General features: G+C 68.9%; 11 protein-coding genes. 8 read left to right on the forward strand and 3 right to left on the reverse strand.

What is annotated here, in order from left to right:
* Window positions 1-143: 143 nt before the first annotated feature.
* Window positions 144-1,238 carry a coiled-coil domain-containing protein gene (locus G6N31_RS21410; protein WP_098003725.1) on the forward strand — a complete coding sequence of 365 codons (1,095 nt, stop codon included), beginning with the start codon at window positions 144-146 and terminating at the stop codon, window positions 1,236-1,238.
* Between the two features lie 3 nt (window positions 1,239-1,241).
* Here G6N31_RS21410 and G6N31_RS21415 read toward each other — a convergent pair whose 3' ends face one another.
* Together G6N31_RS21415 and G6N31_RS21420 are read right to left on the reverse strand one after the other, a co-directional pair.
* Window positions 1,242-1,955, reverse strand: coding sequence for a DUF1906 domain-containing protein (locus G6N31_RS21415; RefSeq protein ID WP_098003757.1), 714 nt, complete (start codon window positions 1,953-1,955; stop codon window positions 1,242-1,244).
* A gap of 144 nt (window positions 1,956-2,099) precedes the next feature.
* Complete coding sequence (locus tag G6N31_RS21420) at window positions 2,100-2,537, reverse strand: rhodanese-like domain-containing protein (protein ID WP_098003724.1); 438 nt, start codon at window positions 2,535-2,537, stop codon at window positions 2,100-2,102.
* A gap of 115 nt (window positions 2,538-2,652) precedes the next feature.
* Between G6N31_RS21420 and G6N31_RS21425 the strand changes: the two genes are divergently transcribed.
* The 7 genes from G6N31_RS21425 (at window position 2,653) to G6N31_RS21455 (ending at window position 13,846) form a co-directional block, all read left to right on the forward strand.
* Complete coding sequence (locus G6N31_RS21425) at window positions 2,653-3,900, forward strand: cation:proton antiporter domain-containing protein (protein ID WP_098003723.1); 1,248 nt, start codon at window positions 2,653-2,655, stop codon at window positions 3,898-3,900.
* Between the two features lie 140 nt (window positions 3,901-4,040).
* A complete protein-coding gene (locus G6N31_RS21430; protein ID WP_098003722.1) occupies window positions 4,041-5,786 on the forward strand; it encodes an NAD(P)/FAD-dependent oxidoreductase in 1,746 nt (581 codons plus the stop codon).
* Between the two features lie 106 nt (window positions 5,787-5,892).
* Window positions 5,893-11,454, forward strand: coding sequence for a type I polyketide synthase (locus G6N31_RS21435; protein ID WP_098003756.1), 5,562 nt, complete (start codon window positions 5,893-5,895; stop codon window positions 11,452-11,454).
* 46 nt (window positions 11,455-11,500) lie between these two features.
* Entirely contained in the window at window positions 11,501-12,319 is an 819-nt protein-coding gene (locus G6N31_RS21440) for an ABC transporter ATP-binding protein (protein WP_234815305.1), read from the forward strand.
* Entirely contained in the window at window positions 12,307-13,152 is an 846-nt protein-coding gene (locus G6N31_RS21445) for an ABC transporter permease (RefSeq protein WP_420090698.1), read from the forward strand. Before G6N31_RS21440 ends, G6N31_RS21445 begins: the two co-directional genes overlap by 13 nt.
* 69 nt (window positions 13,153-13,221) lie before the next feature.
* Window positions 13,222-13,467 (forward strand): FitA-like ribbon-helix-helix domain-containing protein, encoded by a 246-nt coding sequence (locus tag G6N31_RS21450; protein ID WP_133117688.1) that lies wholly within the window; start codon window positions 13,222-13,224, stop codon window positions 13,465-13,467.
* A complete protein-coding gene (locus G6N31_RS21455) occupies window positions 13,454-13,846 on the forward strand; it encodes a type II toxin-antitoxin system VapC family toxin (RefSeq protein WP_098003719.1) in 393 nt (130 codons plus the stop codon). The genes G6N31_RS21450 and G6N31_RS21455 overlap by 14 nt, the downstream gene beginning before the upstream one ends.
* A 16-nt stretch (window positions 13,847-13,862) precedes the next feature.
* Here the strand turns inward: G6N31_RS21455 and G6N31_RS21460 are convergent, their stop codons facing one another.
* Window positions 13,863-15,374: an alpha/beta hydrolase gene (locus G6N31_RS21460; protein WP_098003718.1), complete on the reverse strand. Its 1,512-nt coding sequence runs from the start codon at window positions 15,372-15,374 to the stop codon at window positions 13,863-13,865.
* Window positions 15,375-15,402 lie beyond the last annotated feature (28 nt).

Genomic DNA, 15,402 nt, shown 5'->3' on the forward strand with positions numbered 1-15,402 from the left:
AACCCACCCTAATCTCGGGCCGGGCCCGAGTGCCTCCGATGGCCCGCACGGGTGGACATCGACGGGGCCACTTCGTAGCCTGTCCGAGGCAACATCGCCGGGCCGAGTGTCGGTCTCTGCAGAGAAGGATCGTGACCATCCGAATGACCGCCCTGCGCCACACACTGCGGCGAACTGCGTGCGGAGCGGCGGCTGCCTCGCTGGTGCTGGCCCTGTCGATCGCCGACGTGCGGGCGGACCCGGCGGCCGACGCGTTGGCCCGGCTCGACGAGTTGTCCCAGGCGGCGGTGCAGAGTCGCGAGGCCGTCACCGCGGCACAGCGCGACGCAGAGGCCAAGCTGGCCGAGCAGTCCGCGGCCGAAGACCGCCACAGCGCCGACCTGGACGCGCTCGCGGCCGCGAACGCCCAACTCGAGCCCTACCAAGCCGCGGTCAACCGGGTGGCGGCGACGCACTACATGAGTGGACGCACCGGCCAGGTCGCGGCGGTACTGACCGCAGCGTCCCCGCAACAGCTGATCGATCAGCTGTCGCTGCAGCGGACGATGGCCGAGTACATGGCCGAGCAGATGGCCGCGTTCCGGGCCGGACGTGAACACGCCGCCGAGGCGGCCCGTGCGTCGGAGGCGTCGGCCGTCGCGGCCCGCGCCGCCGCCGAGCAGGCGTCCGCAGTGCGCGCCGAACTGCAGGCCAAGTGGGGTGACCTGCAGCGCCAGATCCTCGCCGCGGAGGCGCAGTACGCCGCGTTGACTCCGAATCAGCAGGCCGTCGTCGACAACGCCGCCGCGACGCTGCCGCCGGTGCCGGCCGCACCCGGCCCGGCCGCCCCGCCGCCGGCCGCGATGCCCGCCCCGCCGCCGGCGGCCGCACCGGCAGACCTGCCGGAGGTCCTGCCCGTCGGCGTCGCGCGGGAGGCCGGCCTGCAGCCGAACACCGTTCTCGCCGCCCGCGCCATCAGCGCGCGGTTCCCGCAGATCGCCAGCATCGACGGGGTCCGGCCGGACTCCAAGCCGTGGCATCCGAGCGGACTCGCGATCGACATCATGATCCCCAACCACAGCAGCCCCGCGGGCATCGCACTGGGCAACGAGATTCTCGCGTTCGCGATGGCCAACGCGGGTCGGTTCGGGCTACAGGACGTGATCTGGCGTGGCACCTACTACACGCCGGCCGGTCCGCAGTCGACGGGTTACGGTCACTTCGACCACGTCCACATCACCACCCTGCCGCGGGGCTGACCCTCACGGGTGCAGATTCCACTGGCCGCAATCCTGGGCCAGGACATCGTTGACGTCGACGCGGATACCGCCGACCACCGGTCCCGGATTCGACGCGGTGTCGATGATGCGCTGGTAGAGCACCGCCGCGGGGTAGATCTGCCCCTGCGACCAGGACCGGGTCTGCCACGCCCATACCTTGCCGGGCGTGCGGGAACGCCCGATGACCCCGTCGGCCGCAGCCCACTGGCAGGTCCTGATGCCGCCGTAGACGCCGGTGCGCTGCGCGCCGAGTACCGAGTTGATGCCGCGAAACCACGGCAGCGCCAGGGTGTTCCAGGCGTGGCGGTCGATGTCGTCGTCGACGCTGAAATAGATCGGTGCGTTGCGGGCACCGCCGGCAGCGGTGTGCAGGCGCCACGCGGTGCGCGCGTCGGCGACGCCGCCGGCAAGACCCCGGGTGAAGTCCGACGGGGCGGTGCCGCCGGGCTTTCCGTACTGGTAGTTGCTGACGATGACCAGACCGGCGGCGGCCAGTGACTGGGCGTACGGCAGCGTGATGGGCTTGGCGCCGAAGTTCGACCCGGGGCGCGACGTCGAGACGTAGTTGATTACCCCGGCGTGTCCTGCGGCCTTGATGTCCTGCGCCGGGATCTGCTTCATCGCGAAGTCGATCAGAGTCGGGGCGGCGGCCGAGGCGGTCGGTGCGCCGGCGGCTGCGGCACCGACCCCGGCCATCGCCGACAGGGCGGCCGCATAGCGCAGCGCATCACGCCGGGAAATGGGGCGCGAGCAGCGGCCGCTGATGGTCCACGGTGTCTCCCGCACCGCGGGATGTTAACAACGTGACAGCTGTTAACAGCGGAGCCGCGCCGTGGGGCGTCAAATACCGGTCAGCTCGCGGCCGTCGGCCTGCCAGGCGCGCATGCCGCCGCGCAGATCCACGATGTCGGTGTACCCGAGCTCGCGCAGCGCCGTCGCCGCGGTCGCGCTCATCGGCCCGGACCGGCAGTAGATGGCCAACGGGGTGTCCCGATCGGCGGGCAGCCGACCGGCCTGTGCGGCGATCTGGTCGAACGGGATCGACAGGTCCGTGCCGGGGATATCGCCTTCGAACGGAACGTGCACGTTGACCGTCACACTGCCCGGCTCGGCGACCGCCGCGGCGAACTCGTCGGGACTGACGAGTCGCACCGAACTCGCTTCGGCCGCCTGCGACGTCGCGGCCGGGGCGGGTCCGTCGGACGCACACCCGCTCAATGCCAGCAGCGCCACCAACGTCCCCGCCGCGGCACGTACCCGCGGCGCCGATCCTCGCATGACGACGAATCTACCCCCGGGAAGTCACACATCCGTCCCCGCTTCCGCCGGCCGACGCCGGGACGTGGCCAGCTAGATTACGAGCGTGCCGCAGCCCGAAGCCGAGAGTTGATCTGTGCCCGCCGAGGTTGCCATTCACTTCTTCCTTCAGCTCGCCGTCATCCTGGCGGCATGCCGGCTGGCGGGGCTGATCGCCCAGCGTCTGGGCCAACCACAGGTCATCGGCGAGATGATCGCCGGGGTCGTGCTCGGCCCGTCACTGCTCGGGCGCGTCGCGCCGGAGCTCCAGGACACCCTGTTTCCTCCAGGCGTGCAGAACAGCATCCTTTACACCACGGCCCAGGTCGGCCTGGTGCTCTACATGTTCGTCATCGGGCTCAACTTCAACGTCGACCACGTCAAGCAGCGCGGCGGAACCGCGGTCGCGGTGTCCGCCGCCGGCACCCTGGCACCGCTCGCGCTCGGCGCGGTCGTCGCCGTCCCACTGCTGCACGCCGACGGGTTCTTCGGACCCGATGTCAGCCTCGGCATGGCGATGATGTTCCTGGGCGCGGCCGTCGCGATCACCGCCTTCCCCATGCTCGCGCGGATCATCTTCGAAAAGGGCTTGGCCGGAACCACTTTGGGCACCCTGGCGCTGGCCTGCGGGGCGGTGTCGGACGCGGTGTCCTGGTGCATCCTGGCGGTCGTGCTCGCGGTCCACCAGGGCAGCCCCGGGCTGGCGGTCACGGCCATCGTCGGCGGACTCGTCTACACCGTGCTGGTGCTGACGCTGGGTCGGCGCGGCCTGGGTGCCCTCGCCCGCACCGCGGAGCGCCGCCAGACCCTGTCGGCACCGACGCTGAGCACCGTGCTGATCGCGTTGACGGCCTGCGCGTGGTTCACCGACGCGATCGGGATCTATGCGATCTTCGGCGCCTTCATCCTCGGCGTGGCCGTACCGCCCGGGTTCCTCGGAGAGCGGCTCACCGCGACCCTCGAGCCGCTGACCACCACGCTGCTGCTGCCGCTGTTCTTCGTGTACTCGGGCCTCAACACCGAGATCGGTCTGGTCAACACCCCGGCGCTGTGGGCCCTCACGCTGGGCCTGCTCGTCGTCGCCACCGCCGGCAAGGGTGTGGCGTGTGCCGTTGCCGCACGGCTGAGCAGAGTGCCGGCGCGGGAATCCGTGGCGTTGGGATCGTTGATGAATGCCCGCGGATTGATCGAATTGATTCTTCTGAATATCGGGCTGGAGGCCGGAATTATCACGCCCACGCTGTTCACCATTTTGGTGCTGGTCGCCATTGTCACCACCTTGATGGCGTCGCCGATATTCGAATGGGTCTACGGCCGGCAGCGGGCTACGGCCGACCGGGGGTGAAAGGTTTCAGCGCACCCGCGCGACGCCCGGTTTCGGCGTTGGCAGCATTGGCGCCGCTGTAACGTTGCCAAGGCGCAGGCATATCGTCAGCCGGTCTGGAAAAGGGGAAACGCGTGGACGTGCGAGCTCAACTCTCGCAAATGGACGCCGGGACACGCGAAGCGTTGGCGCGCAAGATCAGAAGCCAGCTCTCGGGAAGCGAGTCTCCCGCAGCTGAGAACGACGTCGTCATCGTCGGTGGCGGCGTGGCCGCGCTGACGCTCGCGCTGGAGATCCGAGGCCAGCGGCCCGCGGCACGGATCCTGCTCATCGAGCCGCACGCGCATCCCGTCCCCGAGATCACCCACACCGTGGGCGAATCCACCGTCGAGGTGTCGGCGCACTATCTGCGTGACCGGCTCGGATTAGGCGAGCACCTCAACACGTCACACATTCGTAAGATGGGCCTGCGGATGTTCCTCTCACACAATGGAAACACCGACATTTCGCAACGCATGGAAGTCGGAAGTTCTGCTTTTGTCCCGCAGGTGACGTACCAAATCGACCGCGGCCGTCTGGAGAATGAACTGCATCGCCGGTGCATTTCCCACGGTGTGACCATCAGGCAGGGCCGTGTGCGTTCGGTCGAATTCGGTGCCGACCGGAATCCGCACAGAATCGCGTACCAACACGGTGAGGCGACCGCTGAGACGACCGCCACCTGGGTGGTCGACGCGTCCGGCCGCAACCGGATGCTGCCGCGGCAACTGGAGCTGAAGCGGACCAACGCGCACCACTGCAACGCCGTATGGTTACGCGTCGCCACCGAGATCGACATCGGGACGTGGAGTGCCGACGCGACGTGGCAAGGCCGGCTGGTCGAGGGTGACCGGGCGCTGTCGACCAACCACCTGATGGGTGAGGGCTACTGGGTCTGGCTGATCCGGCTCGGGTCCGGCGCCACGAGTGTCGGCATCGTCGCCGACCCCGCGTTCCACTCCTTCGACGACTTCAACACCCTGGACAAGGCCAGAGCGTGGTTGCGCGCGCACGAGCCGCAGTGCGCGGACGTGCTGGCCGAGGCCGAGCACCTCATCAAAGACTTCCGCGTGATGAAGAAGTACAGCCACGGAGTGACACAGATCTTCGACGGCCGAGCGCGCTGGTGCCTGACCGGGGACGCCGGGGTGTTCCTGGACCCGCTGTACTCGTCGGGGCTCGACCTGGTCGCGATCGGCAACGGTCTGATCACCGACATGGTCATCCGCGACCTCGACGGGGAGGACATCCTCGCGCGCGCCCAGATCAGCGACACCCTGTTCCGCTCCCTGACCGACATGTGGCTGGCGATCTACCAGGATCAATACCGGTTGATGGGGAGGCCGACCGTGATGGCGGCCAAAGTGGTGTGGGACATCGCGTTCTACTGGGGCTTCATCGGATTGCTCTACATGAACGACCGGTTCGCGCGCGTCGCCGACGACCACGAGTTCGTTCCCCACCTGGACGGGCTCATCGCGTTGAGCAACCGGGTACAGCGCTTCTTCAGAGAATGGGCTGCCGTCGACGCCGGCGCCGCGCCGGTGCCCTGCTTCTTCGACCTCTATGTGCCGCTGAACTTCATGGAGCCCCTGCACCGGGCGATGATGGCGCCCACCGCCGACTTCACCGGGCAGTTCCACACCAATGCCCGCCTGCTCAAGCAACTGGCAGGACAACTCGTCGAGACCGTCCTGGCCGACAAGGCCGCCATGTTCGACGATGACGGCGTTATGCAGCAGGTGCAGGCCTGGCAGCGGGACCCGCTGCTGCGGGAACTGCGCTCGGTCTACCGGCAGGACCAGCCGGCGAACCCGCTCAGCAGCAGCTGGATCGTCACGGCCGCGCCGGCACTCCAGACCCGGTGACCTGCGCCGTCGGAATGCCTGCGCGGCCCGGCGACTGCCACTTGCCTGGGTATCCGTAACGAAGCACTGACAAGTGGCCGGAAGTACGAAGCCAGAAGGAATGACCATGCGCACAGACGACAGCACCCGTGAGCCGCTGGCCATCGTCGGGATCGGCTGCCGATTCCCCGGCGGCGGGGACTCGGCCGAGCGCTTCTGGGAGCTGTTGTGCGACGAAACCGACGCGACGCGCGTGGTTCCCGAGACCCGGTGGCACGCCGGGCGCTACCACGATCCCAACCCGGGCAAGATCGGCAAGATCGTCACGCGCCGCGGCGGATTCCTCGACGAGGTCGACCAGTTCGATCCGCAGTTCTTCGGGATCTCTCCCCGCGAGGCGCATTCGCTGGACCCGCAGCAGCGCCTGCTGCTGCAGACGACCTGGGAGGCGCTGGAAGACGCGGGGATGCCCGCGGACAGGATCGCGGGCACCGACGTCGGTGTGTTCGTCGGTGGATTCACACTGGACTACCAACTGCTGCAGAACCAGGGCCGCACCAGCCGCTACCGGTTCAAATCCCACTCGGCCACCGGGATGATGATGACGATGCTGGCCAACCGCATCTCGCACGCGTTCGACTTCCGCGGGCCCAGCATGACCGTCGACACCGCATGCTCGAGCTCACTGGTGGCCGTTCACCTTGCCGCCCAGAGCATCTGGAACGGCGAGAGCGAGCTGGCGCTGGCCGGCGGCGTGAACCTGATGCTCGGGCCGAATACCGCCATCGCCGAATCACGCAGCGGCTTCCTCAGCCCCGAAGGCCGGTCCAAGGCCTTCGACGACGCCGCCGACGGCTACGCGCGCGGTGAGGGCGGAGCGATTGTCGTCATCAAACCACTGAGCCGTGCGCTCGAGGACGGCGACGTCGTCTACGCGCAGATCCTCGGCACCGCCGTGTCGCAGGACGGCCACACCGACGGCATCACGGTGCCCCGCGAGGAGGCGCAGGAAGCAGCCATCCGTACCGCGCTGCACCGCGCCGGAGTGCATGCCGCCGACGTCGGCTACGTCGAGGCACACGGCACCGGGACCCCCGTCGGCGATCCGATCGAATTACGGGCGCTGGCCCGCGCTTTGGGTTCCGACCGGCCGGACAACGATCCGCTGCTGATCGGCTCGGTCAAGACCAACATCGGCCACCTCGAGGCGGGCGCCGGGGTCGCGGGCCTGATCAAGGCGGCGCTGGTGCTCGACCGCGGCTTCATCCCGGCCAACCTGCATCTGCGCACCCCGACCCGGCACGTGTCCCTCGACGAACTGAACCTCGACATCCCCGCGTCGGGCAGGCCGTTCCCCGGACGCCGGCGGCGCATCGCGGGCGTCAACTCGTTCGGCTTCGGCGGTACCAACGCCCATGTCGTGCTGGCCGAACCGCCCACACCGAGCCGGTCCGCCGCGACCGGGACCCCACGGTTGCCGGTGGCTCTGCTGCCGATCTCGGCGCGCAGCGAGGAGGCGCTCGTCGCGACGGCCGCGCGGTTGGCCGATCACCTCGCCGCCCACCCGGACCTCGCGCTGGCCGATCTCGGCTACACGCTCGGCCGGCGCCGAGCCCACCTCAACCACCGGCACACCGTACTCGCCGACAGCATCGCCGAGGCGCGAGAACAACTGCAGGCCTTCGTCGACGGCGGCCAGCTCGCCGCAGGCCGGGTGGGCTCGACCCCGGGGAAACTCGCCTTCGTCTGCACCGGCATGGGCCCACAGTGGTGGCGGATGTGCCGGGAACTGCTCGCGACGTTCCCGGTCTTCGCCGACAGCGTCGCGCGCAGTGACCGCGAACTGTCCCGCTACACCGACTGGTCATTGCTCGCCGAACTCCGACGCGACGAAGCCGACTCCCGGATGGGCGACACCGAGATCGCGCAACCCGCCAACTTCGCCATCCAGGTCGCCCTCGCCGAGCAGCTCGCGCACTTCGGCATCAGGCCCGACGCCGTGATCGGGCACAGCGCAGGCGAAGTCGCGGCGCACTATCTGGCGGGGCTGCTGACCTTCGAGCAGGCGATCGAGATCATCTACCACCGCAGCCGGTTGCAGCAGCGCACCAGCGGCCAGGGGCGGATGCTCGCCGTCGGCAGCGACACCGAAACCCTGATGCAGATGCTGGGCGAGGACACCCGCGCAGAGTTCGGCAAGCGGGTCTCGGTGGCCGCCGTCAACAGCCCCTCAGCGGTGACACTGGCCGGCGACGGTGACGTGCTCGACGACATCGCCCGACAGCTGGCCACCGGCGGCGTCTTCCACCGCTACCTCTCGGGCGCGGTCCCCTACCACACGCACTACATGGACGCCATCAAGGACGAGTTGGTGGGCGCCCTCGCCGGGCTGACGTCACAGCCCGCGGCATGCGCGCTGTACTCCACGGTCACCGGTGAGCAGCTGGACGGCTACGCCGCCGGCGCCGCGTACTGGTGGCAGAACACCCGCGCCACCGTATTGTTCGAACCGGCACTGCGCCGCATGATCGATGACGGGTACACGCACTTCGTCGAGTTGGGGCCACACCCGGTACTGGCCGCGTCCATCCTGGAAACCGCAGGGTCGCAACGGGTCTCCGTAGTGGCAGCGCAACGCCGCGACCACGACGACAACCGCATGCTGCTCAACTGTGTCGGCGCGCTGCACTGTCAGGGATACGACATCGGGTGGGAGACCCTCCAGCCCGGCACCGGGGCGCGCCCGGTCAAGCTCCCCACCTATCCCTGGCAGAGCAAGCGGTTCTGGAACGAGACCCAGGAAGCCACCGAGGCCCTGTTCTACAGGCCCGTGCACCCGTTGCTCGGCCAACCGGTGAGCGCGGTGCACCCCACCTGGGAGGCCGAATTGAGCACGGCGCTCAATCCGTTCCTCGGCGGGCACCGGGTGCAGGGCAGCGTGGTCGTGCCGGGTTCGGTCTATCTGGAGATGGCCATCGCCGCTGCCGAGGAGATCTACGGATCCACCCACTGTGTCGACAACCTGACCCTGCGGCGCGCTGTACTCCTCGACGACACCAGCGACCCGATCCTGCGGACCACGTTGAACCAGGACGACGGAACACTGGAGTTCTCCGCCCTCACGGCCACCGCGGACGGCGAGCTGAAGTGGTACGTCACCGCGACCGCGGAACTCAATCCGCTACCCGCCGCGCCGCGCCGCCACGACGACGCGAATGCCGCGCCGGGCGGCGCCGAGCCGATCACCGCCATCGACGGTGACGACTTCTACCTCCGCACCGAAGCCATCGGTTTCGACTACGGTGACGCGTTCCGCTCCGTGCAACGCGTGACGGCCGGCGAGGACTGGGCCGTCGCGGACCTGACGGTTCCCCACTCCATCGCCGACGAACTGGGGGGGTACCGATTCCACCCGGCCCTCATCGACGGCGCCTTCCAAACCCTCTTCGGCGCACCGTTTCTCGGCCAAGAGGAGACCGACGATCCGTTCCTGCCGACCCGGGTACGGCACTGCGCCGTCCACGCACCGCCCCAGCAACACATGAAGGTGCACGCGCGCGTGCTCTCGGCCACTCGAGAAGAAGTCGAGTGTGACATCACCATCACCGACGGTCGCGGCGTCCCCCTCGCGGTCATCGACGGGTTCGCCGTCCAGTCGCTGAGCGCGTCGACACGGATGTCGGCCGAGCGCATCGACAAGGGCCTCTACGAGGTTCAGTGGCGCGAGAAGGACGCCACGCCAAGCCCCGCCGCCACCGACACGCGTTCCTGGCTGGTGCTTCTGGACGACACCGGTATCGGTTCCGCGTTGGTCGACGAGCTGCGCGGCCGCGGTGACCGCGTCCACACCGTCCGCCCCGAACCGGTCGCTGCCCTCATCGCCGACGAAGGGGGGTACCGCATCGACCCGCGCAGCCCGGGTCAGGTCGGCGAGCTGCTGGCCGCGCACCTCCACCGCGACGGCGAGCTCGCCGGCATCGTCAACTGCTGGCCGCTGGACCTGACCGACGGCGCGGGTCACGACCTCGGCGCACTCACGGTGCTGCGTTTGGTCAAGGCGCTCGCGGCACACGATTCCGCCACACCGCGCATCTACCTGGTCACCGCCAACGCGCAACCGGTGCCCGAAACCCCGCTGACCAACCCCGAGCAGGCCACCCTCTGGGGACTCGGCCGCGTCCTCGGCCACCAGGAACTCGCAGAGTACTGGGGCGGACTGGTCGACATCGATGCCGACGCCGAATATGCCGCGACCGCAGGCTGTCTCGCCGACCACCTGCACGACACCGACGGCGAGGACCAGATCGCGGTCCGCGGTGACACGGTCTACGTCCCACGCCTGCGGCCCTGCGCCACCCTGACCAAACCATTTCCGACGAAACTCGCCGCCGACGCCAGCTACGTGGTGACCGGCGGCGCCGGCGCACTCGGCCGCGTCGTGCTGACCTACCTCGCCGAGCGCGGAGCGCGGAACATCGTGCTGCTGGGCCGCAGCGTGCTGCCGCTGCGCGACCAGTGGCCGGCGGTGACCGCCGGTGACCGGCACGCCGCCACGGTCACCGCGATCCGGGCGGCCGAGCGACTCGGCGCGCACGTCACCACCGCCGCCGTCGACGTCGCCGACGCCGATGCGGTGCGGTCCTGGCGAGACGAGCACTACCGGGCCGGCGGTCGGCCGATCCGGGGCATCATCCACGCCGCGGGTACCGTCCGGGACCAGTTGTTGGTGAACATGAGTGAGGACGATTTCAACGCCGTGCTCGCGCCCAAGATCACCGGTGCGCGGGCTCTGCACGACACCTTCTCCGATCACAACCTGGAGTTCTTCGTCATGTTCGGGTCGGCGGGGTCGACCATCGCCGCGCCCGGACAGGGCAATTACGCGGCCGCCAACGCCTTCCTCGATGCGTTTGCCCATCACCTCCGGGCGCAGGGCCGGCCCGCCCTGACCATCGGATGGGGTCCGTGGTCGGTGGGGATGGTCGAGGAGCTCAATCTCGAGAAGATGTACGCCCACCGCGGCATCGAGTTGATCACCCCCGCCGTCGGCGCACGCATCCTCGACCGACTCATCCACCAGCAGACAGCCGGCGTCGTCGCCATCACCGCCGATTGGCAGCGGGCTCGGCACGCCGGTCTGGGTGGCCGGCTGCCGTCGATCTTCTCCGAGCTCGACGCAGGTGACAGCGCCACAGGCGACGACGGTTCGGATGCCTCGATTCTCGACGTGCTGGCAGCCACTCCGGAGGCGGACAGGTTCACCGTGATCGCCGAGCATGTGCGTCGCATCGTGGCCGGGGTGTTCGACTGCGCGGTCACCGACATCGAGCCCGACGACATGCTCGACGACATCGGCCTGGATTCCATGATGGCGATGGATTTCCGGGTCAGAATCAACACGATGTTCTCGATCGACCTGCCGGTGCTCGAAATACTGCGCGGGGTCAGCGTGAACTCGCTGGCCGAGCGTGTCCTCACCGAACTGCACTCGATCCACGAAGCCGGGACCGCGGGACCCGACGAACCGGCTCCGGCTGCCCCCGACGCGACCGATGATTCGGCGGATGCCGCTGCTGCAGCCGACGTGGACCAGCTTCTCGGTCAGCTCTCCGACGCGCAGCTGCGGGAGCTGCTGGCCGAACTGGAAACGCAGAGCGGCGAGCCGGAGCCGGGCGGAACGCCGGCGTGACACGGTGACATCGACGAATCCGCGCCCGGCAGTACAGGTTCGGGGGTTGTCGAAATCCTACGGGCCGGTCGCCGCGGTGCGGGATCTCGACCTTGACGTCGGTTACGGCGAGATCTTCGCGATTCTGGGCCCGAACGGGGCCGGCAAGTCCACCACCATCGAGATCCTCGAAGGCAACCGGGTGCGTGATGCCGGTGACGTCCGCGTGCTGGGTGAAGACCCCGGCACAGCCGGCCGGAACTGGCGTGCCCGGATCGGCATCGTGTTGCAGGAGGTGAGCGACGCGGGCACGTTGACCGTCGCGGAGACCGTGCGCATGTTCACCCGGTGCTACGGCAATGCACGTCGTGTCGACGACGTGCTCGACCTCGTCGGGCTGGAGACCGTGGCGGCATCTCGGGTGCGCACGTTGTCCGGCGGACAGCGCCGCCGGCTCGACGTCGCGCTGGGCATCATCGGTGTGCCCGACCTCGTGTTCCTCGACGAGCCCACGACCGGATTCGACCCGGCGGCCCGACGCCAGTTCTGGGACCTGATCCGGCTTCTGGCCGCCGACGGCACCACCATCCTGCTCACCACGCACTACCTCGAGGAGGCCGCCGCGCTGGCCGACCGCGTGGCGGTCATCGCCGACGGCCGGGTCGTCGCGGTCGACTCACCCGCGCGGCTGACCGAACACGTCGACGCGGGCGCGACGGTCCGGTGGATCGACGGCGATCGGGTGCACGTCGAACACACCGACTTTCCCACGGAGCTGATCCGGCAGCGCAGCAGGGATGGGCACGAACTCGCCCAGCTGACCGTCACCCGCCCGACCCTCGAGGACGCCTACCTGCGGCTGATCGGCAGGGAGTGCGGGCCGTGAGCGACACCGACACGGCGCCGGCGAGGCACCGCGGCGCGCCGGTGCCCTCCGCGCTGCAGATCGGGTCTTCCCGGATCGTGCCGGAACTCAAGATGTTCTACCGCCGCCCCGAACAGGTCGTGCTGACATTCTCGATGCCCGCCGTGATCTGTCTGCTGCTGGGTTCGATCTTTTCGGAGAAGGTCCCGGGGAGTGACGTCAGCACCGGCGCGGTCATCGCGGCGAGCATGCTCGCCTACGGCATCCTGTCGACATCGTTCATCAACTTGGGCATCAGCATCGCCGCTGACCGCGACACCGGGGCGCTGCGTCGGCTGCGCGGGACACCGACCACCGCGACGTCGTACTTCATCGGCAAGATCGTGCTGGTCGCCGTCGTCAGCTTAGCCGAGGCCGTGATCCTGCTGGTGGTCGGCATCGTCATCTTCGGGCTGCGATTACCCGGCGACTTCTACGGCTGGTTCACCCTCACCTGGGTGTTCGTACTGGGCATCGTCAGCTGTTCGTTGCTGGGCATCTTCATCAGCAACCTCGCCAGCAACGCGGTGTCAGCCGCAGTCATCACCAACGGCCCCGCCGTCGGCCTGCAGTTCCTGTCGGGAACGTACGTGCCGTTGATGGCGCTGCCCACGTGGATGCTGATCGTGGGGTCGCTGTTCCCGGTCAAATGGATGGCGCAGGGCTTCCGGTCGGTTCTGCTGCCCCCTGAGATGGTCGCCATCGAACCCGCCGGCAGTTGGGAACACTGGCGGATCTTCCTCGTCCTGACCGCGTGGAGCATCGGCGGGCTGATCGGCTGCCTGGCGGTGTTCCGGTGGTCGGACCGTGACTGAGCGGTCGCCAGCACCGCAGAAACCACCATCTACCAGCAAACATGCGTTTGTGCATGTTAACATGCAGTCGTGCCTAAAACCGTGCAGATTCGCGACATCGACGACGCTGTCTACGCAGCGTTGGTTCGGCGGGCGGCCGAAGAAGGCGTCAGCGTGCCCGAACTGCTGCGGCGCGAAGCCTCCCGGTTGGCGGCTCGGCCGTCGATCTCGGAGTGGTTGCGACGCACGGGCCGTCGCCCGTCGCAGGTGACCACCGAGGAGATCCTGCAGACGCTCGACAGTTGGCGCGGCGAGTGGCCCGATGCTGGTCGTTGACGCTTCCTGTCTGTTCGAGGTGGTGGCTGATACGCGACGTTCGCGGGCGGTTGCCCGGAGGCTGGCCGCCGACCCTGATCAGGTCGCTCCGGAGGTGATCGACGTCGAAGTGCTGGGTGTCATTCGTGCTCACTACCTGCGCGGCGCGCTCGATCAAACTGCGGCTGATCAGGCCGTCGCTGATCTGCGCGACTGGCCGGGGGAGCGGATCGCCCATCGATGGATGCTCGACCGTGTGTGGCAACTGCGCGACACCGTCCGTGGCTGGGATGCCTTCTACGTCGTGCTGGCAGAGGCGATGAACGCCACGCTTTTGACAATGGACAGCCGACTCACGCGGGCATCCGGTCCTCGGTGCCGGATAGAAACGATCGAGTGACGCGCGGAGTTTGTCATCACCGTCGGCGGAGCCCCAACAGATCGGCGTAGACGCTGGGGCGGTCTTCGTGCGCGTCCGGCAGGAACGGGAACGTGAACCAGTCATGGATCAGGCCCTTGCGCAGCCGGAAGGTCACGTCGGGAATCTGTTCGGCGAGAACACGATCCCGTAGCCGCAGCGTGTCGACGGTGAGCATGTCCAGCGACGAGCTGTAGACGTAGGTGGGCGGCAGTCCGTCCAGCGACCCGAACAGCGGACTCGCCAGCGGATCATCCGCCCCGGCTGCCCCGGCCCATCTCGCGCCGGACCGGACCAGGTTGGGGCGGTCGAGCAGCGGATCGCGAATCTCGGCGCTGCGGGGGTCGCTCATCGACACGTCGAGCCACGGCGCCAGCAGCACCAGCCGTGCCGGGATGCGGGTGTTGCGGCGCACCAGCTCCTGAACCGCGGCCAGCGCCAGGCCGCCGCCGGCGGAATCGCCGAAGACACTGACGTTCTCGGCACCCCGGGCATCGATCACGGTCGTGAGGAAATCGGCGGTCCGCGGCACCTCGCCGGCGGCCGTGCCGCCGGCCGGGACCAGGGTCTGCAGCGGCACGATGACCGTCGCCCCGGTGTCGCGGGCCATGTCGGCGTAGGTCCACCAGTGGAAGATGCTCGCCGTGGCCATGTAGGCGCCGCCGTGCAGCGCCACGACGGCTTTGTCGGTCGGATTGGCGCGGGGCGTCAGCGTCCAGACTTTCATGCCCTCGAACTCGGAGCGTTCGACGTCCAGTCCCGGGGTGAGGAAGAACGGCGGGACCCCGTCGGTGAAGAACGGAACCTTCAAACTGGTGAACGTCAGCAGACCGCCGAACGGCTTCAACACGGCCTTGAGGACGTACAACCCGAACGAGACCACGTTGTGCACGAACGACGGCCGTCCCGTGTACAGCGACTCCACGTCCTCCAGGGGGTCGGTCACCGCCGCGGCGCCGGTGTCGGGAGCTGCCTGCGCATCGCGTTCGGTGTCGACCGGTTCGCCCGTGGTGTCCGGCCGCGCCGGCGTCACCGACTCCTCGGTGTGCCGGCGGGCTGCCGAGCCCAGCAGCGTCCACGCCGCCGGCGACACGTGGGGAGCCGGGGGCGGGGCGGTCTCCTCGTCGTTCGCCGCCGCCGGCGCGTCATCGATCGGCGGCACCGCGAGGTCGACCGGTTGCACCGCAGTGGCACCGGCGACATCCTCGACCATGTCGAGGTCCGGTGCGGCGTCGGTGTCATCGACCGACGTCGTGGCGTCGACCAGCGTGCGGTCATCGCGTCGGCTGGTGGACGCGCGCGGTCCCGGTCCGGCGTGGGATCGTCTGGCGCGCGCCTCCGATGACCGCGAACCGGACGCCTCCGACGTGGAGGCCCGCGAGTCGCGGCCTGCGGTGGTGTCGTCAGCCGCCGCCGGGGCGGCCGCGCTGCCCGCGATCACCGCGCACGCTGCGACAGCCAGGGTCAGTCCCGCGATCCGCGCCGTCGCCAGCGTGTTCCGATCAACCACCGTGGCCCGCCTCCCCGTTGAGGTCCCA

Source organism: Mycolicibacterium duvalii (assembly GCF_010726645.1).
Lineage (GTDB): Bacteria > Actinomycetota > Actinomycetes > Mycobacteriales > Mycobacteriaceae > Mycobacterium > Mycobacterium duvalii.

What these genes read in the sequence shown, in the direction of transcription:
- G6N31_RS21410 (WP_098003725.1), top strand. Translation starts at nt 144, where the DNA reads ATGACCGCCCTGCGCCACACACTGCGGCGAACTGCGTGCGGAGCGGCG.
- G6N31_RS21415 (WP_098003757.1), bottom strand. Translation starts at nt 1,955, where the DNA reads ATGGCCGGGGTCGGTGCCGCAGCCGCCGGCGCACCGACCGCCTCGGCC.
- G6N31_RS21420 (WP_098003724.1), bottom strand. Translation starts at nt 2,537, where the DNA reads ATGCGAGGATCGGCGCCGCGGGTACGTGCCGCGGCGGGGACGTTGGTG.
- G6N31_RS21430 (WP_098003722.1), top strand. Translation starts at nt 4,041, where the DNA reads ATGGACGCCGGGACACGCGAAGCGTTGGCGCGCAAGATCAGAAGCCAG.
- G6N31_RS21435 (WP_098003756.1), top strand. Translation starts at nt 5,893, where the DNA reads ATGCGCACAGACGACAGCACCCGTGAGCCGCTGGCCATCGTCGGGATC.
- G6N31_RS21455 (WP_098003719.1), top strand. Translation starts at nt 13,454, where the DNA reads ATGCTGGTCGTTGACGCTTCCTGTCTGTTCGAGGTGGTGGCTGATACG.